At 66.2% G+C, this 24489-nt stretch carries 18 protein-coding genes; 6 read left to right on the top strand and 12 right to left on the bottom strand.

Going from position 1 to position 24489, the window contains the following annotated elements:
* Nucleotides 1–501: 501 nt before the first annotated feature.
* Nucleotides 502–2799, bottom strand: coding sequence for an adenosylcobalamin-dependent ribonucleoside-diphosphate reductase (locus tag R5H30_RS20705; protein WP_318330645.1), 2298 nt, complete (start codon nucleotides 2797–2799; stop codon nucleotides 502–504).
* Nucleotides 2800–2949: 150 nt separating this feature from the next.
* Here R5H30_RS20705 and R5H30_RS20700 point away from each other — a divergent pair, with 150 nt between their 5' ends.
* Nucleotides 2950–3381, top strand: coding sequence for a DUF1489 family protein (locus R5H30_RS20700; RefSeq protein ID WP_318330649.1), 432 nt, complete (start codon nucleotides 2950–2952; stop codon nucleotides 3379–3381).
* A 54-nt stretch (nucleotides 3382–3435) separates the two neighbouring features.
* Here the strand turns inward: R5H30_RS20700 and R5H30_RS20695 are convergent, their stop codons facing one another.
* The 9 genes from R5H30_RS20695 to hisS form a co-directional block, all read right to left on the bottom strand.
* A complete protein-coding gene (locus tag R5H30_RS20695; RefSeq protein WP_318330644.1) occupies nucleotides 3436–5253 on the bottom strand; it encodes an AMP-dependent synthetase/ligase in 1818 nt (605 codons plus the stop codon).
* Nucleotides 5254–5263: 10 nt separating this feature from the next.
* Nucleotides 5264–6061, bottom strand: a complete 798-nt coding sequence (locus R5H30_RS20690) for an ABC transporter ATP-binding protein (protein ID WP_318330643.1) — start codon at nucleotides 6059–6061, stop codon at nucleotides 5264–5266.
* A gap of 8 nt (nucleotides 6062–6069) precedes the next feature.
* A complete protein-coding gene (locus R5H30_RS20685) occupies nucleotides 6070–7278 on the bottom strand; it encodes an ABC transporter substrate-binding protein (RefSeq protein WP_318330642.1) in 1209 nt (402 codons plus the stop codon).
* Between the two features lie 31 nt (nucleotides 7279–7309).
* A complete protein-coding gene (locus tag R5H30_RS20680) occupies nucleotides 7310–8380 on the bottom strand; it encodes a branched-chain amino acid ABC transporter permease (protein WP_318330641.1) in 1071 nt (356 codons plus the stop codon).
* A complete protein-coding gene (locus R5H30_RS20675) occupies nucleotides 8377–9381 on the bottom strand; it encodes a branched-chain amino acid ABC transporter permease (RefSeq protein WP_318330640.1) in 1005 nt (334 codons plus the stop codon). The genes R5H30_RS20680 and R5H30_RS20675 overlap by 4 nt, the downstream gene beginning before the upstream one ends.
* Nucleotides 9381–10142, bottom strand: a complete 762-nt coding sequence (locus R5H30_RS20670) for an ABC transporter ATP-binding protein (RefSeq protein WP_318330639.1) — start codon at nucleotides 10140–10142, stop codon at nucleotides 9381–9383. Before R5H30_RS20670 ends, R5H30_RS20675 begins: the two co-directional genes overlap by 1 nt.
* Before the next feature lie 172 nt (nucleotides 10143–10314).
* Entirely contained in the window at nucleotides 10315–11004 is a 690-nt protein-coding gene (gene hisG / locus R5H30_RS20665; protein WP_318330638.1) for an ATP phosphoribosyltransferase, read from the bottom strand.
* On the bottom strand, nucleotides 11001–12083 hold the full coding sequence (locus tag R5H30_RS20660) for an ATP phosphoribosyltransferase regulatory subunit (protein ID WP_318330637.1): 1083 nt from the start codon (nucleotides 12081–12083) through the stop codon (nucleotides 11001–11003). The genes hisG and R5H30_RS20660 overlap by 4 nt, the downstream gene beginning before the upstream one ends.
* Nucleotides 12080–13591, bottom strand: coding sequence for a histidine--tRNA ligase (gene hisS / locus R5H30_RS20655; protein ID WP_318330636.1), 1512 nt, complete (start codon nucleotides 13589–13591; stop codon nucleotides 12080–12082). The genes R5H30_RS20660 and hisS overlap by 4 nt, the downstream gene beginning before the upstream one ends.
* Before the next feature lie 150 nt (nucleotides 13592–13741).
* On the opposite strand from hisS, the gene R5H30_RS20650 reads away from it, so the two are divergent.
* A complete protein-coding gene (locus tag R5H30_RS20650) occupies nucleotides 13742–13936 on the top strand; it encodes a SlyX family protein (protein ID WP_318330635.1) in 195 nt (64 codons plus the stop codon).
* A gap of 28 nt (nucleotides 13937–13964) precedes the next feature.
* Here the strand turns inward: R5H30_RS20650 and R5H30_RS20645 are convergent, their stop codons facing one another.
* Together R5H30_RS20645 and dnaE are read right to left on the bottom strand one after the other, a co-directional pair.
* Nucleotides 13965–14639, bottom strand: a complete 675-nt coding sequence (locus R5H30_RS20645; protein WP_318330634.1) for a VPLPA-CTERM sorting domain-containing protein — start codon at nucleotides 14637–14639, stop codon at nucleotides 13965–13967.
* 179 nt (nucleotides 14640–14818) lie between these two features.
* Nucleotides 14819–18331 (bottom strand): DNA polymerase III subunit alpha, encoded by a 3513-nt coding sequence (gene dnaE, locus R5H30_RS20640; RefSeq protein WP_318330633.1) that lies wholly within the window; start codon nucleotides 18329–18331, stop codon nucleotides 14819–14821.
* A 228-nt stretch (nucleotides 18332–18559) separates the two neighbouring features.
* Between dnaE and xdhA the strand changes: the two genes are divergently transcribed.
* The 4 genes from xdhA to R5H30_RS20620 are packed head-to-tail and all read left to right on the top strand — an operon-like array spanning nucleotide 18560 to nucleotide 24475.
* Nucleotides 18560–19930 carry a xanthine dehydrogenase small subunit gene (gene xdhA, locus R5H30_RS20635; protein WP_318330632.1) on the top strand — a complete coding sequence of 457 codons (1371 nt, stop codon included), beginning with the start codon at nucleotides 18560–18562 and terminating at the stop codon, nucleotides 19928–19930.
* Nucleotides 19927–22203 carry a xanthine dehydrogenase molybdopterin binding subunit gene (gene xdhB / locus R5H30_RS20630; RefSeq protein ID WP_318330631.1) on the top strand — a complete coding sequence of 759 codons (2277 nt, stop codon included), beginning with the start codon at nucleotides 19927–19929 and terminating at the stop codon, nucleotides 22201–22203. Before xdhA ends, xdhB begins: the two co-directional genes overlap by 4 nt.
* Nucleotides 22200–22964, top strand: coding sequence for a xanthine dehydrogenase accessory protein XdhC (gene xdhC, locus R5H30_RS20625; protein WP_318330630.1), 765 nt, complete (start codon nucleotides 22200–22202; stop codon nucleotides 22962–22964). Before xdhB ends, xdhC begins: the two co-directional genes overlap by 4 nt.
* The gene (locus R5H30_RS20620; protein WP_318330629.1) at nucleotides 22961–24475 is read left to right on the top strand and encodes an ABC transporter ATP-binding protein; all 1515 of its coding nucleotides are present in this window, start codon (nucleotides 22961–22963) and stop codon (nucleotides 24473–24475) included. Before xdhC ends, R5H30_RS20620 begins: the two co-directional genes overlap by 4 nt.
* Nucleotides 24476–24489: the final 14 nt, after the last annotated feature.

Raw genomic sequence — 24489 nt, 5'->3', positions numbered from 1 at the left:
TCATCCCGGTAGCCCAAAGGCCGCACATGCACTAACAATTGGTTTGGACCAGTCAGATCGGGCTGCTCACGCCTGCAGCGAACTTCCGCTGTCCGCCCATTCCGCTATTACAAGACAGTTTGCACAGTTATCGACTTGAAGGTTGGAAAGCGACAACAGGCAAGCATTTTTTTAATTTTACTCTTGCCCGTCTCGGCTTAGACGTTTTGAGCACACAAGAACTCCAATTGATTGCTGCGAAGAGCTTGCCTCGACGGGAAGATTGCGGTGCAGACTTATGTTGCGATGTAACCCACGGTGCAGTCGCGACGCTCAACAGGAAATTCACCGAATGGCCATCAATGAGCATCCGGTGCGATCTTGGATCGCGAACTGTACTTCAGAGCACTCAAAACGGAAAAAATGCCAGTTGGCACGTTATGCTTGCGAAATTGTTGTTTTACATGGTCCAATTGGCATGAATTGCTTGTCAGAACACCACAAGTCGGCGCGCGCCACCTGTCACCCGCACTTCGAATAGCCGCAATTGGCGCAGGTCATGCAGCCTTCGACCATGCGCATCTCGTACTGCCCGCAGCTCGAGCAGGCCGGACTGCGCGGTGTGTCGAGGTTGGCCACCCGCGCCTTCGGGTCGCTTTTCAGCCCCATCCCCTCGCCCGCGATGAAGCCGATGGTGATCATGTGCTGTTCGATCACCCCGCCGATAGCGGCGAGGATCGACGGAATGTACCTGCCCTGCATCCAGGCCCCGCCACGCGGATCGAAGACGGCCTTGAGTTCCTCGACCACGAAGGAGACGTCGCCGCCGCGCCGGAACACGGCCGAGACCATCCGTGTCAGTGCGACGGTCCAGGCGAAATGCTCCATGTTCTTGGAGTTGATGAAGACCTCGAAGGGCCGGCGGTGGCCCGAGATGATGATGTCGTTGATGGTGATGTAGATCGCATGCTCGCTGTCCGGCCACTTGAGCTTGTAGGTCGCGCCCTCGAGTTGCTCGGGCCGGTCGAGCGGGTCGGACATATAGATCACGTCGCCATGTGGCGTGGCGGGTTCGTCACCGCTGTGGGCGATGACTTCGGGCAGTTCCGCTTCGGACGGCTTCTCGTCGGACACCGTCAGGACCGATCCGGTCACCGCGTTCGGGCGGTAGGTCGTACAACCCTTGCAGCCGGTGTCCCAGGCCATCATGTAGACGTCCTTGAAATCCTCGAAGCTGATGTCCTCGGGACAGTTGATGGTCTTCGAGATCGACGAGTCCACCCACTTCTGCGCCGCGGCCTGCATGCGCACGTGATCGGCCGGCGCCAGCGTCTGGGCGTTGACGAAGTGATCCGGCAGCGGCGCGTCGCCCTTGAGGTCGCGCCACATCTGCACGGCGTAGTCGACGACCTCCTCCTCGGTGCGGGTGCCATCCTTCTGCAGCACCTTGCGCGTGTAGGCGTAGGCGAAGACCGGCTCGATCCCGGACGAGACATTGCCGGCGAAAAGGCTGATCGTGCCTGTGGGCGCGATGGAGGTCAGCAGCGCGTTGCGGATGCCGTGCTTGCGGATCGCATCGCGCACGTCCGAATCCATCCCCCGCATGGTCCCCGACGCAAGGTAGCCGTCGGCGTCGAAAAGCGGGAAGGTGCTCTTTTCCTTCGCCAATTGCACCGACGCGAGGTACGCGGCGCGCGCGATGGCGTGCAACCAGCGTTCGGTCAGACGCGCCGCCTCCTCCGAGCCGTAGCGCTCGCCCACCATCAGCAGCGCATCGGCAAGGCCGGTCACGCCGAGCCCGACGCGGCGCTTGGCCTGCGCTTCCCGCGCCTGCGCCTCGAGCGGGAATTTCGAGGCGTCGACCACGTTGTCCATCATCCGGATTGCGGTGCTCACCAGCTCGGCCAGAGCGTCCTCGTCGATCTGTGCCGCCTCGGTGAACGGCCCGGTCACGAGGCGCGCGAGGTTGATCGAGCCCAGCAGGCAGGCACCGTAGGGCGGCAGAGGCTGTTCGCCGCAGGGGTTGGTCGCGGCGATGGTCTCGCAGTAGGCGAGGTTGTTGGCGGCGTTGATGCGGTCGATGAAGATCACGCCCGGTTCGGCATAGTCGTAGGTCGCCTGCATGATGCGGTTCCAGAGGTCGCGCGCCTGGACAGTACGGTAGACATGGCCCTCGAAGACGAGATCCCAGGACCCGTCCGCCTTGACGGCGTCCATGAACGGGTCGGTGACCAGCACCGACATGTTGAACATACGAAGGCGCGCGGGGTCGGACTTGGCCTTGATGAAAGCCTCCACATCCGGGTGATCGCAGCGCATTGTCGCCATCATCGCGCCACGGCGGGATCCTGCGGACATGATGGTGCGGCACATCGCGTCCCAGACGTCCATGAAGCTCAAGGGACCCGAGGCATCGGCCGAGACGCCTTTCACATCCGCGCCCTTCGGCCGAATGGTCGAGAAGTCATACCCGATGCCGCCGCCCTGCTGCATGGTGAGGGCGGCCTCTTTAAGCATGTCGAAGATGCCCGCCATGCTGTCCGGGATCGTGCCCATCACGAAGCAGTTGAAAAGCGTCACGCGCCGGGCGGTGCCCGCGCCCGCGACGATCCGGCCTGCGGGCAGGAACTTGAAATCCTCGAGAGCCGCGTAGAAGGTCTCTTCCCAGGCTTCAGGATCCTTTTCGACCTTCGCGAGGTCGCGCGCGATCCGGCGCCAGGTATCCTCGACCGTGACGTCCTGCGCCGTGCCGTCGGGTGCCTTGAAGCGGTACTTCATGTCCCATATCTGCTCGGAAATGGCGGCGGAAAAGCGGGTCATGGGCGCGAATCTCTCGTGACTGAGGAAAGGCGTTCACTGTACCTGCGCGGCCCGTTGTCCACAACACTTTGATCCGGTTGGGAATGGCGCTACTGTCCCTTGTGGCAAAGCGACCAGGGGGATTCTGTGGCACGTTCGGTGGGCAAAGCTGTGGACAAGTCTGTGAACCTGTTAAAGTTGTCCGTCGGCACCGAGACCGTCGAGGACCTTGTGGCCTGGCAAAAGACGCGCGCCGCGCAGACATCAGATGGCCTGCCGCGCCATGTCACGCGCATGTGGCCGAAGCGTGCCGCGGAAGTCCTGAACGGCGGCTCGATCTACTGGGTGATCAAGGGTGTCGTGCAATGCCGCCAACGCATCCTGCGCCTCGACGAACGTATCGGCGCGGACGGAATCCGACGCTGCGCCATCGTGCTCCACCCGGACCTCATGCGGACGCAAGGCAGTCTCAGACGCCCCTTCCAAGGCTGGCGCTATCTGGCTGTCGCCGACGCACCACCCGACCTCCCGGAAGGCCGGGCCGAGGAAGAGGCGCTGCCAGTGGAACTCAACCGCGCGCTGGCCGAGATCGGCGTTCTCTGAGCCACGCCCCGGAAAATTCGAATTTTCCGGACCGGATTTTTGCAAAAATCCGGCTCAGGCGTAGAGGGTCTCGATCTCCGCGGCATATGCATCGTGGATCTTCGCGCGACGCACTTTCATGGTGGCCGTGACCTCGCCGTCGTCGTGGTCGAGTTCCTTGGCCAGCAGACGCACCTTCTTGACCTGCTCGACCCGCGCAAGATCGGCGTTTCGCGCCGCAACCTCAGTGTCGATCAGCGCCTGAACCTTCGGGTTCTCGGCCAGCGAGCGGAAGGTGGTATAGGCGATCCCCTGACCCTCGGCCCAGAGCCGCACCGTGTCCATGTCGATCTGCACCAGCGCCGTCACGAAGGGACGCCGGTCGGCGATGGCGATGGCCTCCTTGATGAAGGGGCTGGCTTTCAGCGCGTTCTCGATCAGCGCCGGCGAGAGGTTCTTGCCGGCCGCGTTGATCATGATGTCTTTCTTGCGGTCGACCAGCGAAAACGAACCGTCCGCTTCGATCTGTCCGACGTCGCCGGTACGCAGCCAGTCGTCTTCGAAGGTCTCGGCCGTGGCGCGGGCGTTGCGGTAGTACCCCTTGAAGATCGTCGGCCCGCGGACCAGCACCTCACCGTCCTTCGCGATGCGCGCCTCGAGACCGCGGACCGGGTGCCCGATGCGTCCGTCGCAACTGCCCCAGTCGGGCTGGATCGTGCCGACACCCGAGGTTTCCGACATCCCCCAGGATTCGCGCAGGTTCACGCCGATGCCACGCAGGAAGGCCAGCAGGTCTGTCGAAATCGGCGCGGCGGCGGTAATCGCGATGCGCGTTCGCCCTAGGCCGAGATAGCTGCGAACATGGCGATAGACCAGCAGGTCCCAGGCCGCATGCGCCAGCCGGTCCCGCGCGCTCCATCGGTCGCGGCGTATCGCACCGCGCCGGCGCGCGCCGGCCAGCGCCGTCCGGGTCAGCCGGCTGCGCAGGGGGCCCGCCGTCTGCGCCTGGACAAGCACACCGGCCTGCATCTTCTCCCAGATCCGCGGCACGCCAAAGAACACCTCCGGGGCGACCTCACGCAGGTCGATGGTGATCGTGCGCAGGCTTTCTCCGAAATTCATCACGAACTGGCGGCTGAGCCCGTTGATCACGGTAACCGCCTGCTCGGCGATGTGGCACAGCGGCAGGTAGCTCAGCACGTTCGTGCCCGGTCCGCAGTCGGCAAAGACCTGCCCCGCTACCTGCGCCCCGGCATGCAGGTTGCCGTAGGTGATCTCGGCCGCCTTGGGCAGTCCGGTCGAGCCGGAGGTAAAGACCATCATCGCCGTGTCGTCTGGCCCCAGCCCCTCGGAACGCACCCTGAGATCGTCAGTGAGATCGGCCATGCGCCGTCGCCCGCGCTCGAGCAGGTCGGTGAAACTGACAAGGCCCAACTCGCCCTCGCCTGCCGTGCCGCGGGGGTCGAAGATGACCAACTGCCGCAGCTTCGGCAACCGGCCACGCAGGGCGATGATCTTGTCGAGCTGTTCCTGATCCTCGATGAACAGGATCGTGGCATCGGACGCGTTGACGAGATGTTCGATCTCGGCCGCCGGGCTGGTCGGGTACATGCCGACGCAGACGCCGCCGCCCATGTTGATGCCTAGCTGCGCCTGCACCCATTCGCTGCGGTTTTCCGACAGCACCCCGACATGATCGCCGACCCGCAGCCCAAGATCGACAAGCCCCGCCGCCACCGCCTGCGCGATCTCGTGCAAGCCGGCCCAGGTCATCTCGTTCCAGATGCCAAAGCGTTTCTGACGCATGGCCACGTCGTCGGGCCGGGTCGCGGCATGTCCGGCGAGCAGGTCGATGGGCGACGCGAACCCGGGATCCTTCTCGTCGAACGCCATTTCCGCCTCCTCAGCTCAGCCAGCGCTTGCGGCGCTTGTAATGCTTGATGTCCCGGAAGGATTGCCGTGCGCCCTCTGCTCCGTCCGCAAGCCCGAGGTAGAAGGACCGCACGTCGGGATCGTCGCGCAGCCGTGCGGCCTCGCCCTCCATCACGATCTGGCCGCTTTCCATGATATAGCCGTAATCCGCCACGCCGAAGGCATAGCCCGCGTTCTGCTCCACCAGCAGGATCGAGGTGCCGTCCTCGGCGTTCAGCCGCCGGATCGTGGCGAAAATCTCGTCCACCACCTGCGGGGCGAGGCCGAGGCTGGGTTCGTCCATCAGGATCAGCCGGGGCCGGGCGATCATTGCGCGGCCAAAGGCGAGCATCTGCTGCTCACCGCCCGACAGATACCCCGCGATCTGCCGCCGGCGTTCCCTGAGGCGCGGAAAGAAGGCGTAGACCTTGTCGAAATCCGCCGTCTCGCCTCGCCCGTCGAGCGCGTAGGACGCAGCGACGAGATTATCCTCGACCGTCATTTCGCCGAAGACGCGCCGCCCCTCGCGGACGTGAAAGAGTCCCATCTGCACCAGCCGGTCCGGCGGGACGCGGCGGATCTCGCTGCCACGGAACAGGATGCGTCCCGCGCCGACCTCGCCGTTTTCCAGGCCCAGCAGGTTGCTCGCGGCCTTGAGCGTCGTGGTCTTGCCCGCGCCGTTGGTGCCAAGCAGCGTGACGATCCGCCCCTCGGGCACCTCCAGCGACAGGCCGCGCAGGGCCTGCACCGTGTGGTGGTAGGTGACCTCGATGTTCTCGACCGTCAGCATGGGGGGCGTCAGGACACCGTGAACCAGTCCGAGCTTGGCGTGAACAGCCCGCCCTCGGCGTCGTATGTGTAGACACGCCCCGTGCCGATCTTGTTGCCGACCATGCTGACGGGTCCGCCGAAAAACCCGCCGGTGTCGTAATCGGTGATGCCGGCCAGTTCCTCGGCAGCGTTGTCAGCGGTGAGTTCCAGACCCTTCTCGGCGGCACGCCGCAGCGCCTCGACCCCGAGCGTCAGCGAGCACAGGCCCTGCAGACCCCAGGTCGGCATGTAGGTCTCAAGCGGCGTGCCGGCGAAGTTCGCCTTCTGGAAAGCCGCGTAGCGTTGGTAGATCGGCGCGTCGGCATCATCGTAGGAATAGCGGTAGGGCATCACGCCGGAATAGCCGTCCAGCACCGGCCCCGCCTCTGCCGTTACCCGATCGGCGATCAGCTTCTCCATGCCCCAGAAGGTGCCGTGGAACTGCGTCGGCAGGCCGAACTGGCGCGCGCCTCCGATAAGCTGCGGCCAGACGCCGGTTACATAGCCCTGCAGGATGCAATGCTCGGCGCCGGACTGGGCCAGCTTGGTGACATGGGTCGGGATGTCCGCACCCTGGACCTTGGTGCTTTCCTCCAGCACGACCTCGATACCCAGTTCCTCGGCCTTGGCCTTGCCATGCGCGATCGGGTCGCGTCCGAATTCGGTGTTGGAGAACATGAAGGCGACGGTGCTGCCGCCGGCGTCCTTGATGTTCTGCAGCAGGATGTCGACCTGGTCCTCGTAGGAGGGTCCCGGCAGGTACTGGTAGGGATTCTCGGCAGGGTTCGCGAGGTCCGAGGCAAAAGAGGTGGACCCCATCAGCCGGGCGTTCTCGCCCTTCAATTCCGGCGCCACCAGCTTCATGAAGCCGGTGCTGTCACCGTAGTACATCACGAGGTTCGGCTCGGTCGCCAGCGCGCGCTGGTAGTTGGCCAACGCCACGGCCGGGTCGTAGCCCGAGTCCTCGATGGTGATCCGGATCGGGACGCCGCCGATGCCGCCGTCCTCGTTGACAAGTGCTTCGAACATCTTGAACCCGGGCGAGACAAGCTGGCCCGCGGTGGCAAAAGGCCCGGTCAGCGGCAGCGACGAGGCGATGACGTATTCCGAGGGTTGTGCGCGCAGGATCATGGGGGCGCCCAGTGCCGCGGTGGCGGCGGTGCCGGTGGCAAGGAAGGTTCGGCGGTTCATGGTCATGTCTGTCTTCTCCCTATGTTTTGTCTCGGTCTCATCCGCGCGCGAAGGGCCAGCGATTCGCGGCGCGCAGCATCCGGTCGGTGATCTGGGTGATGCCGAGAGGTTCCTTGAGCAGAAAGCCGATCAGCAGCAGCCCGAAGGCGATCTCCTGCAACGGCGCGCGGATCTGCGCCCAGTCGACGGCCCCCCCGGTCATCGCGCCGAAGCTGACCTTGATGATCTCGGGCACCATCACGATCACGATGACGCCGAAGACCGGCCCCATCGTGCGCCCCATGCCGCCGATGATCAACGCCGCCACAAGCTCCAGCGACAGCGCCAGTTCGAATTGCTCGGGCAGGATGCGGGCGTAGAAATAGGCGAAAAGCGCGCCCGCAAGCCCGCAATAGGCCGCCGAGATGGCAAAGCTCGTCAGCTTGTAGCGCAGCAGCGAGATGCCGAGGATCTCGGCGGAGTAGTCGCGGTCGCGGATCGCGATGAAGGCACGCCCGACGCGGGTCCGCACGAGGTTCTGCGCCATCAGCAGCGTGACGAAGGCCGTCGCGGCGATAAAGCCGAACATCTCGCGCTTGGTGTCGAGCACCCAGCCGAAGAAGTTCGGTGACAGCGTGGTGAGGCCCGTCATGCCCCCAGTCCAGGGCGCGAAGACGGGCTGCTCGATCAGGAATATAACGATGAAATTCGCGGCCAGCGTCGCCACGGCGAGATAGAGCCCCTTGACGCGCAGCGACGGCAACCCGACGAGAATGCCGATGCCCGCGGCCAGCGCCACGGCCACCGGGATCGCAACCAGCGGCATCAGACCGGCCGGCACGATGCCCTCGGCAACATGGCTGAAGATGGTCACCGCATAAGCGCCGATGGCCACGAAGGCGGCATGGCCCAGCGAGACAAGTCCGGTGTAGCCGGTCAGGACATTCAGCCCGACAACCGCGATCAGCAGCAGGCCCATCTGGCAACCGATCAGGATGAGGTACTCGTTGGCCGTCATCGTGAACAGCGCCAGCGCCGCGACCATGCCGTAGACGAAACCCTGCTTGTAGCGATTGTCGAGCACCCGCTCGTCCTGCGCGTAGCTGGCCTTGAGGTTGGCGTTGATCATATCCGCTCGACCTCCCGCGTGCCAAAGAGCCCGTGCGGACGCGCGACAAGCACGATCAGAACCGCGACATATGGCACGATCTCGGCCCAGTCGCCGCCCAGCTTCCATTGCGTCAGCGCCTCGAGCACGCCGACGGCCAGCGCGGCGAGAAAGACGCCGACATAGCTGTCGAGGCCACCCATCAGCACGATCGCCAGCACCGAGAAGCCGAAAAGACCGAGCGACGGCGAGATGCCGTTGCGCGTGGCAAGGATGGCCCCGGCGACCGCTCCGGTGGTCGAGGCCAGCACCCAGGCGCGCGAAAAGACCCTGGGCACCGAAATCCCCATTGAATAGGCCGTCGACTGGTCCTCGGCGGTGGCCCGGATCGCGATACCGCCGCGCGACCAGCGCACCCAGGCGACGATGGCGCCGAACATCGCCACGGCGATCAGCATGTTCACGAGGTCCGCGCCGAACAGGAAAATCGTCGAGCCGAAAAGTTGGAAGCGCAGGGGCGCGTTGGGCGCGATGGGAGGTACGAAATCGGCATCCGCCGTCCAGATCAGCTGGGCCGTGCCCGACAGGATCGAGATCAGCCCGACGGTGACCATGATCATCGCAAACACCGACTGGCCCATGAGCGGGCGCATCAGCGTGCGTTCGAGCACGATCCCCAGCAGCGCGTTGCAAACCAGTGCCCCGGCAAGCCCCAGCAGAATGCGCGGCAGGTTCTGCAGCCAGTCGAGCACCGCTCCCATCGGCGAGAACATCGGCAGACCCTCGCGGGCGGCCGCCAGCCAGCCCGGCTGCCAGGAGGCCAGCCAGTCCGGCGCCCAGTCCATCCCGGGCAGGATCACCGCGAAGGTGTAGTAGAAATACGCCCCGAACATGATCAGGTAGCCATGCGCGAAGTTGACCACCTTGGTGGCCTTGTAAACCGACACGATGCCGGCGGCGATCAGGGCGTAGATCGCGCCGCTCATCAGCCCGTTGATCACGTATTGCGCCGCCTCGCCCATCAGGCCGCTGCCCCGAGATAGGCCTCGATCACCTGCGTGTCGTCGCTGACCTCGGCGGGCGTGCCGCTGGCGATCTGCTGGCCGAAATTTAGCACCACGATCTGCGAGCAGATGTCCATCACCATGTGCATGTCATGCTCGACCAGCAGGATCGTGGTGCCGAACTGCTCCTGCACGTCGAGGATGAAACGCGCCATGTCCGCCTTTTCCTCGCGGTTCATGCCCGCGACCGGTTCGTCCAGCATCAGCACCTTGGGACGCATCGCCAGCGCGCGGCCAAGCTCAACGCGCTTCTGCAACCCGTAGGGCAGCGCGGTGATCGGCACCTTGCGGATCGCGTCGATCTCGAGAAAGTCGATCACCCGTTCCTCGATGTCCCGGCGCAGTTCCAGTTCCTCGCGCCGGGCCGGGCCGAAATAGGCCAGTGCCGCCCAGACGCCCGAGTTCAGCCGCGTGTGCCCGCCAAGCTTGATGTTGTCGAGCACGGTCATGCCGCGAAAAAGCGCGATGTTCTGAAAGGTCCGTGCCAGCCCCAGTGCCGCACGGCGGTCCGGGCTGAGATGCGTGATCTCGCGCTCCTCGAAGAAGATCCGGCCCGACCCCGGCCGGTAGAACCCCGAGATCGCATTGAAGAGCGAGGTCTTGCCGGCCCCGTTTGGCCCGATGATGCCGGTGATCTCGCCCGGGCGTGCATCGAACGAGACGCCCTGCAGCGCCTTGATGCCCCCGAAGGAGAGGTGCAGGTCCTCGATCCTGAGCATCCGGCAGCGCCCTCCTGTCGCAAGCCAAAGGCGGGCTGTCCCGCAACCGGCCGACGGTGCCCCCCTCCTCCCGAGGATGCAACCGCACCGGCAATCCAAGGCAATGGTTACACCGGGGGGTGGTTCTGGCAATGATTTTCGCGGCTTGCCCCAGCGGCAACCGGCCGGGCCGTCACCCGAGCCGGTCGAGCAGTTCGGCCATCGTGTGACGGTCCGCGTCCGCGACCTCGGCGACCCGGCTGCGCCAGAGCGTCGCCTGCGATCTCAGGATCGGCCCGTCGCTCAGCACCTTGAGGTGGTTGGCACGCAGGGTCTCGCCGCTCGAGGTGATGTCGGCGATGGCTTCGGCGGTCTCGTTCGCCACCGTGCCTTCGGTCGCCCCCTGGCTGTCGACCAGCGCATAGTCGGCCACGCCGCCCACGCGCAGGAATTCGCGCACCAGCCGGTGATACTTGGTGGCGATGCGCAGCCGGTGACCGTGACGCGCGCGGAACGCAGCGGCCACCGCGTCGAGATCGTCCAGCGTCTCCACATCGACCCAGGCTTTCGGCACCGCGAGCACCAGGTCGGCCTGTCCGAACCCCAGTTCGCGCACCGGGTCGAGCTGTTGCTCCCAGCGGGGCAGCTTTTCCTGCACGAGATCCGTGCCGGTGACCCCGAAATGCAGGCGCCCGGCGGCCAGTTCGCGCGGGATCTCTCCCGCCGACAGCAGCACCAGCGCGACCCCGCCGATGCCCTCGACCGCGCCGGCGTATTCGCGGTCGGACCCCGTCCTGCTCAGCGCGATGCCGTGCGATCCGAACCAGTCGAAGGTCTTATCCATCAGTCGGCCCTTGGAGGGTACGCCCAGCTTCACGGTCATGCCTGCGCCTCCAGCTTGAGGATCAGCCCCGGGCGCAACACGCCGCCGACCGCCGGGATCTCGGCCCCGTCGCCCAGTCGCCGGGTCAGAGCGTCGTAACGCCCGCCCGTGGCGACCGCAGGCAGGTCAGGACGCGATGCGCTGTAAAAGCCGAAGACGAAACCGTCGTAATACTCCATCGACGTGCGCCCATAGCTCGCCTCGAAAGGCAGGTTGGCAATGGCGACGCCCTGCCGGTCGAGCGCCTCGGCCCGTCGTGCCAGCCGGGTCACGGCAGGGGCGATCGAGGGCAGGTCGACGGCGAGATCGCGCAACTGTTCGAGCGCATAAGGAAGCGTTTCGCGCACCGCCAGCAGGGTCTCGATCAGGTCGACCTCGAGCCCGCTCAGCGGCGTCGCCACGGCATCCTCACGCAGCGTGGCGATGCGCTCGGCGATCTCGTCGCGCGAGCGCCGTCCAACCAGCGGCGCGGTGCAGTCGGGCGCACGTCCTTCGATCAGCGCGCGGCGCGCGTCGCTCACCCGGCTGCGCCCGGCATAGCGATCCAGCAACCCGCGAAAGCGGCGCGGCCGCCAGATGTGGCGCATCAGCGCGGCCTTGCGCGGCGCGGTGGTGTCAAGCCCGGCCACCGCAGCCATCAGGATGCCGATATCGCCGGTCACCGCGCGCAGGTCGAGATGCGCAACCTGGCCCTGGATCAGCGAGAACACCTCGGCGTCCGCCGCCGCCGGGTCGGTCCGGTCGAAGATCTCGTAGCCGACCTGCAGGTACTCGTTCGAGCGTTCCTCGTCGTGCTCCTGGCGCCGGAACACCTCGCCCGAGTAGGTATAGCGCGCCGGCTCGGCCCCGTGCGACATGTGCATCTGCACCACCGGCACGGTAAAGTCCGGGCGCAGCATCTGCTCGCCGCGCAGGGCGTCCGAAGTGACATAGGCCCGCGCCCGGATCTCCTCGCCGTAAAGATCGAGCAGCGTCTCGGCGGGTTGCAGCACCGGGGTTTCAACCGGGACGGCCCCGCGCGCCTCGAACGCCTCCCGCAGCGCGGCGGCGCGCGCCAATTGCGCGGCGCGGTCGGTCATCCTTGCTGCCCGGCGAGGATCTCCCGGACCTTCTCGACCAGCTGCGCGCGCGGCACCTCGTACTGGCTGGGCCGGTCCTTCCACTCCTCGAGCGTCGCGTTCTCGGCGATCTGCGCTCCAAGCACCAGGTCCTTGATCTGGACGACGCCGGCGGCCTTTTCGTTGCCGCCCTCGATGACGGCCACGGGGCTGTTTCGCCGATCAGCATACTTGAGCTGGTTGCCGAAGTTCTTCGGGTTGCCGAGGTATACTTCGGCCCGGATACCCTCCCGGCGCAGCTCGGCGACCATCGCCTGGTAGTCGGCCATGCGCTCGCGGTCCATGACGGTCACCACCACCGGTCCTTGCTCCTGTGCCTGCATCCTGCCCTTGGCCTGCAGCGCCGCCAGCAGCCGGTCGACACCGATGGACACGCCCGTCGCCGGGACTTCCTGCCCGGTGAAGCGCTTGACCAGATCGTCGTATCGCCCGCCCCCCGCGACCGAGCCGAACTGGCGCGGGCGGCCCTTCTCGTCGGTGATCTCGAAGGTCAGTTCGGCCTCGAAGACCGGTCCTGTATAATAGCCGAGCCCGCGCACGACCGAGGGGTCGATCTCGATCCGGTCGGGGCCGTAGCCAGCCGCCGCCAGCAGATCCGCGATGGCTTCGAGTTCAGCCACGCCCGACTGCCCGGTGTCGGACCCGTCGACAAGCTTCGCCAGCGCCGCAACGGTTTCGGCACCCGTGTCGCGCTTGGCCTGCATGAAACCCATGACCGTATCGGCCTGCGCCTCGGACAAACCTGCGCCCTTGGTGAAATCGCCACTCTCGTCCTTGCGCCCCTCGCCCAGCAGCGCGCGCACGCCGTCGAGGCCGAGCCGATCTAGCTTGTCGATGGCCCGCAGGACAATGCCCCGTTCCTCGGCGAACTTCTCCGGATCGGCGGGGTCGAGAACGCCAGCGACTTCCATCACCCCGTTCAGCACTTTGCGGTTGTTGATCCGCACGACGTAGTCGCCGCGCGGGATGCCGACCTCTTCGAGGCAATCCGCGAGCATCGCGCAGATCTCGGCATCCGCCGCGGGCGAAGCCGTGCCCACAGTGTCCGCATCGCACTGGTAGAACTGCCGGAACCGTCCCGGACCGGGCTTTTCGTTCCGCCATACGGGGCCCATCGCGTAACGCCGGTAGGGCGTCGGCAGGTCGTTGCGGTGCTGTGCGTAGACCCGCGCCAGCGGCGCCGTCAGGTCGTAGCGCAGCGCCAGCCAGTCGCCCGGACGGTCGGCCTCGGCATCCTCCTGCCAGGCGAAAACCCCTTCGTTGGGCCGGTCGACATCAGGCAGGAACTTGCCCAGAGCCTCGACGGTCTCGACCGCCGAGCTTTCCAGCGCGTCGAACCCGTAGCGATGATAAACCCCGGCGATCCTGCGCAGCATCTCGGCGCGCTGGGTCACCTCGGCGCCGAAATAGTCGCGGAAACCCTTGGGCGTTTCGGCCTTCGGGCGGCTGGGTTTCTTGGTCTTGGCCATCGCGTGCGCCTTCGCTTGCTGGTTCCGCGCGTGCTCTAGCGGATGCCCGGAACGGGGGCAAGGCGCGCCTTCCGAAGCGCGCGCCCCGGTGCTAAGCAGCGGTCACGCGGCACACCCCGCCCCGGCCCGCCACATCCCGCGGAGGCACGTATGGAAGAGCTCGAGGAACGGATCGCCCACCTCACGCGCACGGTCGACGACCTGTCGGACGTCGTCGCCCGGCAGCAATCGGAAATCGACCTGCTGACACGCCGCATGGCGATGCTGATGCAACGAGAAGCCGAGCGTGAGGCTCAGGGCAGTGGCGGCGTGGTGCTGGGCGACGAGAAACCGCCGCACTATTGAAGCGCGGCGGTTCCGGTGATCTTGGATTTCACCTTGGGTCCTGGGACCGGCGGCGGCGCGCCGCCAATGCGCCCAGGGCGCCAAAGCCGACAAGTGCCAGCGGCAGGGCTGCGGGAACCGGCACTGCCTGGATCTGCAGCGAGTCGATGCCCCCGGAGCCCGAGTAGGAGAGTTCGATCCAGTCGCCTACGCCGATGGCGGAGGACGAAAAGGTGGTCATGCCGGTCTGGTTCTCCGACCCGAGGACCAGCGACCCCAGCACACCGTCAGCCAACGTCGAGAAGGTGAAGGTCCCGTCGTCGATGGCCGACGCGCCCAGCCAGCGGAACGCCGATCCGCTGGTCAGGGTCAGGCGGATGGTGCCGCCGCTGGCGTCGTCGTTCGGCGTCGGCGCCGTCCGGTTCTCCTGCAGGATGATGATGTTGCCGAGGATACCGTTCTCGCCCTGGACACCGGGCACAAGATCGGGATCACCGTTGCAGCTGCCGCTGTAGCCGAAACAGGTGGTGTCGAAGATCGCCGCGCCATCGTTATTGCCGGTCGTCGACACGCTGAAGGTGCGGCCCGCCTCGGTGAACGTCATCAGCGGCTCGGGCTGACCGGCCGAAGCATCGAGCGCGTCAAATCCGATGGTCGCCGCGCTGGCGGCAAAGGGGGCTGCTGAAATCAGGCCGGCAATGATCGCTGTTCTTACGGAAAACATAAAAATCTCCAAAAAAAGGTCGTTACAACATGCTTCCGCCGCAGCCCCCGCGGTCGGAATTCCGGCGAAGATGTGTCGACAGCATGGACAAAGCAAGGAAGAAAGACCGATCGCTGTTAATTGCAACCGGCGGTATCTGATTGATTCAACGCTGGATTTGTAACAGGCACGGTCGGCGCTCAGATGTCCTCGACCTCGAGCACGCCGGACAGCGACTTGATCGCGCCCTTGATCGCAGGCGTCACCGGGAATTCCGCTCCGAGGTCGACCTCGACCTCGCCGGGCAGTTCAGGGTGCATGAGACAAAGCTGCACCGGCCCGCGCCCGGCGCGTTTCGCGGCGGAGGCCGCATCCTGAAGGACCGTGGCGACCGATGCGACCGCGGTCTCGGCTTCGATGAAGACGCGCAGCCCCATGCCGCCCACGTCCGCCACGACAGCGTCGATTGGCGACACCGAACGGCCAAGCAGCTTGAGCTGGTCGGCCTCCATCGTCGCCTCGACCGTGACCACGACCTTCGCGCCGGTCTCGAGGTGTTCGCGCGCGGTCTCGAGCGTGTCCGAGAACAGCGTGACCTCGTAGGCCCCAGTCGGGTCGGACATCTGGCAAAAGGCAAAACGGTTGCCCCGCGCTGATTTGCGTTCCTGCCGCCCCGCCACGACACCGGCGAGCTTGGCCAGGACCGGCGCGCGCTCGGCCTTCACGGTCAACTCGTCGAGCGTGATGACGTCCTTGCGCTTGAGCGGCGCCATGTAGTCGTCGAGCGGGTGACCCGAGAGGTAGAACCCGACGGCTTTGAATTCCTCGCTCAGGCGCTCGGCGGGCAGCCAGTCCTCGACCGGGCTGAGGCGCGGTTCGGGCAAGTCGTCTCCCGCATCGCCGAACAGCGACACCTGGTTCGAGGCCTTCTGCTCATGGATCGCCGCCGAGTAGGCCACCAGCGCATCGAGCGCGTTGAACACCCGCCGCCGGTTCGCGTCGAGTTGGTCGAAGGCGCCCGAGCGGGCCAGCATTTCCAGCGGTCGCTTGCCGACGCGCTTGAGATCCACGCGCCGCGCGAGGTCGAAAAGGGTGACAAAGGGCTTGTCCTTTCCATCCACGACACGGCCGTTTGTCACCAGCCGCATGGCGTCAAGCCCGACATTCTTCAACGCGCCCAGCGCATAGACCAAGGCCCCGTCCACGACCCTAAAGGCGGCGTCCGAGCGGTTCACGCACGGCGGCACCCAAGGCAGATCGAGCGTCTTGCGCACCTCCTCGAAGTACACGGCGAGCTTGTCGGTAAGATGGATGTCGCAATTCATCACCCCGGCCATGAATTCGACCGGGTGGTTCGCCTTCAGCCAGGCGGTTTGGTAGCTGACAACCGCATAGGCGGCGGCGTGCGACTTGTTGAAGCCGTAGTTAGCGAATTTCTCCAACAGATCAAAGACTTCCGAGGCTTTCTTCTTTTCGACCCCATTCTCCATCGCGCCCTTTTCGAACTTCGGGCGCTCCTTGGCCATTTCCTCGGCGATCTTCTTGCCCATCGCACGGCGCAGAAGGTCGGCGCCGCCGAGGCTGTAACCCGCCATGACCTGGGCGATCTGCATCACCTGCTCCTGGTAGACGATGATGCCTTGCGTCTCCTCGAGGATGTGGTCGATCAGCGGGTGCACCGACTCGCGCTCGCGCAGGCCGTTCTTGACCTCGCAATAGGTCGGGATGTTCTCCATCGGGCCGGGCCGGTAAAGCGCAACCAAAGCGACGATATCCTCGATGCACGTGGGCTTCATGCGCTTGAGCGCATCCATCATGCCCGAGCTTTCCACCTGGAACACCGCGACGGTCTTGGCCGAGGCATAAAGCTTGTAGGTGTCCGCATCGTCGAGCGGGATAGCGTTGATCTGGTTCTCCGCACCCTCGGCCGGCTCGTAAAGCGTCCGCCCGTTGGCCGCGACGTGCAGCGGCCGGCCCGAGGCGTGGATCTGCTCGATCGCGTTCTGGATCACGGTAAGGGTCTTCAGCCCGAGAAAGTCGAACTTCACCAACCCCGCCTGCTCGACCCATTTCATGTTGAACTGGGTCGCCGGCATGTCCGAGCGCGGATCCTGGTAAAGCGGCACCAGCCGGTCCAGGGGCCGGTCCCCGATTACCACGCCGGCGGCATGGGTCGAGGCGTTGCGCAGCAGGCCTTCGACCTGCTGGCCGTATTCGAGCAGGCGCGCCACGACCTCCTCGTTGCGTGCCTCCTCTCGCAGGCGCGGCTCGTCCGCCAGCGCCTTCTCGATGCTGACTGGCTTCACGCCTTCGACGGGGATCATCTTCGACAACCGGTCGACCTGGCCGTAGGGCATCTGTAGTACGCGCCCGATGTCGCGCACCGCGGCTTTCGACAGAAGCGCGCCGAAGGTGATGATCTGTCCGACCTTGTCGCGCCCGTATTTCTCCTGCACGTAGCGGATCACCTCTTCGCGCCGGTCCATGCAGAAGTCGATGTCGAAGTCCGGCATCGAGACCCGTTCGGGGTTGAGAAACCGTTCGAAAAGCAGCGAGTAGCGCAGCGGATCGAGGTCGGTGATCGTGAGCGCATAGGCCACCAGCGAGCCCGCGCCCGAACCCCGGCCCGGCCCGACGGGAATGTCGTGATCCTTGGCCCACTTGATGAAGTCGGCGACGATCAGGAAGTAGCCGGGAAAGCCCATGCCCTCGATGATGCCAAGCTCGAACTCGAGCCGCTTCTCGTAGTCTTCGACCGAGGCCGCGTGCGGAATTACCTCGAGCCGCGCCTTGAGCCCCTCCTGCGCCTGGCGCCGCAATTCCTGGGTCTCGTTCTCGGCGAAGTTGGGCAGGATCGGAGCGCGCTTGTAGGCCATGAAGGCGCAGCGCCGCGCGATCTCGACCGTGTTCTCCAGCGCCTCCGGCAGATCGGCGAAAAGCGTCGCCATCTCCGATTGGGTCTTGAAGTGATGCTGGGCGGTCAGACGTCGCCGGTCCTGTTGCTGGTCGACATAGGCGCCCTCGGCGATGCAGATCAGCGCGTCATGCGCCTCGTACATCTTGGCGTCCGGGAAATAGACATCGTTGGTCGCCACCAGCGGCAAGGCCATGGCATAGGCCATCTCGACGAAGGGACGTTCGGTCAGCCGCTCGGCCTCGGGCTTGCCGTCTTCACCCGGATGGCGCTGCAACTCGACATAAAGCCGGTCCGGGAAGGCCGCCGTGAGCCGGTCCATCAGGTTCTGCGCCGCCGGACGTTGCCCTGCGCGCAGCAACCGCCCGGCCGGCCCGTCGGAGCCGCCGGTCAGGCAGATCAGCCCCTCGGTATGCGCCTCGAGCTGCGCCAACGTGACGCTCGGTGCTGCGCCCTGCTTGCCGACGTAGAGGCAGGTGTTGAGCGCCATCAGGTTCTCGTACCCGGTCTCGGATTGCGCCAGCAGCACGATCGGCGCGGGCGGTTTCGGTTTCTCGCCCGGCGCCGGCTCGAAATAGGCCAGGTCGACCTGGCAGCCGATGATCGGCTGAAGGCCCGCCCCCGCCATCGCCACGGAAAACTCCAGCGCAGCGAACATGTTGTTGGTGTCGGTCAGCGCCATCGCCGGCATCCCGGCCTTGCGGCAAAGATCCGGCAGCTTCTTGAGCCGCAATGCGCCTTCCAAAAGCGAGTACTCGGAATGCGTGCGGAGATGGATGAATCGGGGGGGACTGCTCATGGTAGCGAGACTAGGCCAGCGCGCCGCGCCGGGCCAGTGGCGATCCGACCGGCGCCCGCGATTTGGACATCGCCTCATGCCGCCGCAAGCTGTGCGGCTTTTTCCTTGCAAACCGCGATTGCGCCCGCGTAGCCTACCGGTCGACTTCGGCCCGCCCCAAGCGTTCTACGCCGCATCGAACGCAGGGCATCATGGGCTTCTCAAGGTACCGCGGCGGATCTGACAAGAATGGACATCACGTTTCGCCTAAACGGAGAAACAGTGGACCTGCCGGACGTGTCCCCGACCACGACATTGCTCGACTGGCTTCGGCTGGAGCGCGGCCTGACCGGCACGAAGGAGGGCTGCAACGAGGGTGACTGCGGGGCCTGCTCGGTCATGGTGACGGACGACAGCGGCGCCAAGGCGCTGAACGCCTGTATCCTGTTCCTGCCCCAGCTCAACGGCAAGGCGGTGCGGACGGTCGAGGGGATCGCGGCACCGGATGGGGCGCTCCACCCGGTGCAATCCGCCATGATCGACCATCATGGCAGCCAATGCGGGTTCTGCACGCCGGGCTTCATCGTGACGATGGCCACCGCACATCTCAACGGCGCCACGGACCACGACGTGCAACTCGCCGGCAACCTCTGCCGCTGCACCGGTTACGCGCCGATCCTGCGCGCGGCGGAAGAGGCCGCCGAGGCCCCGGTGCCCGATCACATGCGCGACAAGCCGCTGCAGGCGTGCGACACATCCGATGAAACGGTGGCGCAGCCAACTTCCTCGGACGCGCTAGCCGACTGGTATGCCGCGCATCCGGATGCGACGTTGATTGCCGGTGCGACAGACGTCGGCCTCTGGGTCACCAAGGCGCTGCGCGATCTCTCGCCCGTTGCCTTCCTGAACCGCTGCACCGACCTGCAGGGCGTCGCGGTGTCCGATGACACCATACGCATCGGCGCGATGGCGACGCTGACCGAACTCGAGCAGGTCATGGCCGACCTGCATCCCTCGTTTGCGGCAATGATCCGGCGCTATGGCTCGGTTCAGGTGCGCAACGCTGCTACCGTGGGGGGCAACATCGCCAACGGCTCGCCCATCGGCGACAGCCCGCCCGCGCTGATCGCGCTCGGGGCCACGATGCACCTGCGCAAGGGCGACAACCGGCGCGAGCTGGCGCTCGAGGACTTTTTTCTCGATTACGGCAAGCAGGACCGCGCGCCCGGCGAGTTCGTCGAGGCCGTGAGCGTCCCACGCCAGCGCGATACGCTGCGCTGCTACAAGCTGTCAAAACGCTTCGACCAGGACATTTCCGCCGTCTGCGGCTGCATCGCGATCGACTGCGACGGCGAGCGGATCGCGTCGGCGCGCATCGCCTTTGGCGGCATGGCCGGCATCCCGAAACGCGCCGCGGCGGCCGAAGCGGCGCTGGCGAACGCAGGGTGGACCGAAGACGGCGTCCGCGCGGCGATGGACGCGCTGGAGCAGGAGTTCACGCCGATATCGGACATGCGCGCCTCGTCCGCCTACCGCATGCAGACCGCCCGGAACATGCTGTTGCGGTACTGGCACGAGATGCAGGGCACGAAAGTCTCGGTCACCGAGGTCTCCGCATGAGCGTCGCACGCGCCCTGCCGCACGATGCCGCCCGGCTGCATGTCACCGGGGCCGCGGCCTATGTCGACGACATCCCGACGCCCGCGGGCACTTTGCATCTCGCCTTCGGCACCTCCGAGGTCTCCGCTGGGACGCTCGAGGATCTGAACCTCGACGCCGTGCGCGCCGCGCCCGGTGTGGTGGCGGTGCTGACTGCCTCTGATCTCGACAACGACGCCGATTGCTCGCCCTCGAACCACGACGAACCGCTCTTGTCGACCGGCGAGGTGCACTACGCCGGCCAGCCGCTCTTTCTGGTGATCGCGACGTCGCATCTTGCCGCGCGCAAGGCGGTGCGGCTGGCCGAAGTCTCGATCAAGGTCAATGACCCGATCCTGTCCATCGAGGATGCGCTCAACGCCGAATCGCGGTTTGAGGACGGTCCGCGTATCTACGAAAGGGGCGGCCCCGCCCAAGCGCTCGCCGACGCACCGCACCGCATCGAAGGCCGGATCGAAATCGGCGGGCAGGAACATTTCTACCTCGAAGGCCAGGCCGCGCTGGCGATCCCGCAGGAAGGCGGCGACATGGTCGTGCACTCCTCGACCCAGCACCCCAGCGAGATCCAGCACAAGGTCGCCCACGCATTGGACATCCCGATGCACGGCGTGCGGGTCGAAACCCGACGCATGGGCGGCGGCTTCGGCGGCAAGGAAAGCCAGGGCAACGCTCTGGCCATCGCCTGCGCGCTGGCCGCGCGCCGGACCGGTCGGCCCTGCAAGATGCGCTATGACCGCGACGACGACATGGTGATCACCGGCAAGCGGCACGATTTCCGCATCGACTACGCCGCCGGGTTCGACGACGACGGTGTGATCCGTGGCATCTCCTTCACTCATTACACCCGCTGCGGCTGGTCGATGGACCTGTCGCTGCCCGTGGCCGACCGCGCGATGCTGCATGCCGACAACGCCTACCACCTGCCCCACGTTCGCATCACGTCGCACAGGCTGCGCACCAACATACAGAGCGCCACCGCCTTCCGCGGCTTCGGCGGCCCGCAGGGGATGCTGGGCGTCGAGCGCGTCATGGATCATGTCGCGGCACATCTCGGGCGTGATCCGCTGGAGGTGCGCCGCGCGAATTATTATGCCAAGGACGGCACGCAGAGCACGCCCTACGGCCAGCCGGTCGAGGATTTCATCCTGCACGAGATGACCGAGACCCTGGCCAAAACGAGCGACTACGCCGCGCGGCGGGAGGCTGTCGCCAAGTGGAACGCGGAAAACGATGTGCTGAAGAAGGGCATCGCCCTGACCCCGGTCAAGTTCGGCATCTCCTTCACCCTTACCCATCTCAACCAAGCCGGCGCGCTGGTGCATGTCTACAACGACGGCTCGATCCACATGAACCACGGTGGCACCGAGATGGGCCAGGGCCTGTTCCAGAAGGTGGCACAGGTCGCCGCGGCGCGGTTCGGCGTGCCGCTCGAATTGGTCCGGATCACCGCGACGGATACCGGCAAGGTGCCGAACACCTCGGCCACCGCCGCCTCGTCCGGCAGCGATCTCAACGGCATGGCGGTTCAGGCGGCCTGCGACACCATCCGCGAGCGCATGGCAGACGTACTGGCCGAAGAGCACCAGTGCGCCGCAAGCGACGTGATCTTCGCGGACGGCAAGGTGCGCGTCGCGGGCGCCGAGTACAGCTTTGCCGAGGTGGCGCAGAAGGCGTACCTCGCCCGCGTCAGCCTGTCGGCCACCGGCTATTACAAGACACCGAAGGTGGCCTGGGACCGCCTCAAGGGTCAGGGCCGGCCGTTCTTCTACTTCGCCTACGGCGCGGCGGTGACCGAGGTGGTGATCGACACGCTGACCGGCGAGAACCGTATCCTGCGCGCGGACATCCTGCATGACGCGGGTGCCTCGCTGAACCCGGCGCTCGACATTGGCCAGATCGAGGGCGGTTACGTGCAGGGCGCGGGCTGGCTGACGACCGAAGAGCTGGTGTGGGACGACAAGGGACGCCTGCGCACCCATGCCCCCTCGACCTACAAGATTCCGGCCTTCTCGGACCGGCCACGGATTTTCAACGTGGCGCTCTGGGATGCCGAGAACCGCGAGGAAACCGTCTATCGCTCGAAGGCGGTGGGCGAGCCACCGTTCATGCTGGGCATATCGGCCTTCGCAGCGCTTGGCGCCGCCGTCCAGGCCTGCGGGCCGGGCTACGGCGACCTGCACGCTCCGGCGACCGCCGAGCAGATACTCGCCGCCGTGGGACGGACCCGGGCATGACCGCGCTCTGGGTCGAGATCACCGGCACGCGCGGATCGGCACCGCGAGACACGGGCACGGCGATGAAGGTCACGGAGAAGGACATCGAGGGCACCATCGGCGGCGGCGCGCTCGAGCATCGCGCGGTCGCGCTGGCCCGGGACCTGATGGCGCGCGGCGATGCCGAACTGTCGCGCAGCTATCCGCTGGGGCCGGATCTGGGTCAATGTTGCGGCGGTGCGGTCACGTTGCGCTTCACGCGCCAGCCCTGCCGGACGGACGCAGTGCCGCAGACGCCGCTGCCTGCCGCCTTACCGACGGGCGAGCGGTGCGACCTCTGGCTCTGGGGCGCAGGGCATGTCGGCCGCGCCGTGGCGCTTGCGGCCCCGCCCGAGGCCTTCCGCATCACATGGATCGACAGTGCGGCGGAGCGCTTTCCCAAGAGCGTTCCCGACCACGCGACCGCCCTGCCCGCCGCCGACATGCCGCTTCTGGCCACGCGCGCGCCGCAGGGCGCGCATCACCTGATCTTCACCTATTCCCACGACATCGACTTCGCGCTCTGCGCGGCCCTTCTCGACCGTGGCGCGACCGCGATCGGACTGATCGGGTCCGACACCAAACGCGCACGTTTCTTCAAGCGCCTGCGCGCCGCGGGCCTCGATCCCGCCCCGATCACCTGCCCAATCGGGGACAAGTCGCTCGGCAAGCGCCCCGACCAGATCGCCCGGGGCACCATCGCCGCCCTGATGGCAGGAACTTGCGAGACCGCCGCTTCATGACAGCACTACTCAAACTCGAAGGTCTCACCAAGGCCTATCCCGGCGTCGTCGCCAATGACGATGTGTCGCTGCAGATCGCACCGGGCGAGGTCCACGCCCTGCTCGGCGAAAACGGCGCCGGCAAGTCGACCCTGGTCAAGATGATCTACGGGCTGGTGAAACCGGATGCCGGGCACATGCAGATGAACGGCACCGATTTTGCCCCGTCCGAACCCAGCGCCGCGCGGGCGGCCGGGGTCGGGATGGTGTTCCAGCATTTCTCGCTTTTCGACGCGCTGACCGTGGCCGAGAACATCGCGCTCGGCATGGAGCACGCGCCGAAGATGCGCGATCTTGCGCGGCAGATCCGCGAGGTGTCGGAAACCTACGGCCTGCCGCTGTCGCCCGACCGGATCGTCGGCGATCTCTCGGCAGGCGAACGCCAGCGGGTCGAGATCATCCGCTGCCTGTTGCAGGAACCGAAACTGCTGATCATGGACGAGCCGACGTCGGTCCTGACCCCGCAGGAGGTCGAGATCCTTTTCGAAACCCTGCGCAAGCTCAGCGCCGAGGGCACGGCGATCCTCTACATCTCCCATAAACTCGAGGAGATCCGCGCGTTGTGCGACACCGCCACGATCCTGCGGCTCGGCAAAGTCGTGGGCCACTGCACGCCGCGCGAGACCACCGCGCGCGACATGGCCGAAATGATGGTGGGCAAGGTGCTCTCGACGCCCACGCGCTCGGGCGTGACACCGGGCGAGGTGGTGCTGGAACTCGACCGGCTCTCGCTGACCTCGCCGTCCGCCTTCGGCATGCCGTTGCGCGAAATATCCCTGAAACTGCGGGCCGGCGAGGTGCTGGGCATCGGCGGGGTCGCCGGCAACGGGCAGGACGAACTGCTGGGCGCGCTTTCCGGCGAACTGGTCAGCGCACCCGGCATGATCCGCCTCAAGGGGCGCGAGATCGGCACGACCCGCCCCATCGCGCGGCGCGCGATGGGCCTTCTGACCGCGCCGGAGGAACGGCTCGGCCATGCCGCCGCCCCGGACATGTCGCTGACGGAGAACGCGATGCTGACCGGCGCCGCCCGCGAGAACCTCGAGCGCCGCGGTTTCCTCGACTGGCCCGCCGCCCGAGGCTTTGCCGAACGCATCATCGAGGCGTTCGACGTCCGCACACCGGGACCGGCCAACGCCGCGCGATCGCTGTCGGGCGGCAACCTTCAGAAATTCGTCATCGGCCGCGAGGTGCTGCAGCGCCCCGAGGTCCTGGTCGTCAACCAGCCGACCTGGGGCGTCGACGCATCGGCCGCCGCCGCAATCCGGCAGGCGCTGCTCGATCTCGCGACCGCCGGGGCGGCGCTGCTGGTGATCTCGCAGGATCTCGACGAGCTGATGGAGATCTCCGACCGGTTCGCGGCCCTGAACGAGGGGCGCCTGTCCGACCCGCGCCCAAGCGCCGGTCTGACCGTGGACGAGATCGGGCTGATGATGGGAGGGGCGCACGGAATGGAGGTGGCGCATGTCTGAAACTAAAGGTCGCG

It is taken from the genome of Roseobacter sp. FCG-D35, assembly GCF_033436665.1.
Taxonomy (GTDB): Bacteria; Pseudomonadota; Alphaproteobacteria; order Rhodobacterales; family Rhodobacteraceae; genus JAWQFO01.
Note: the sequence above shows the minus strand (reverse complement) of the source record. Positions and strands in the feature narration are given on the sequence as shown.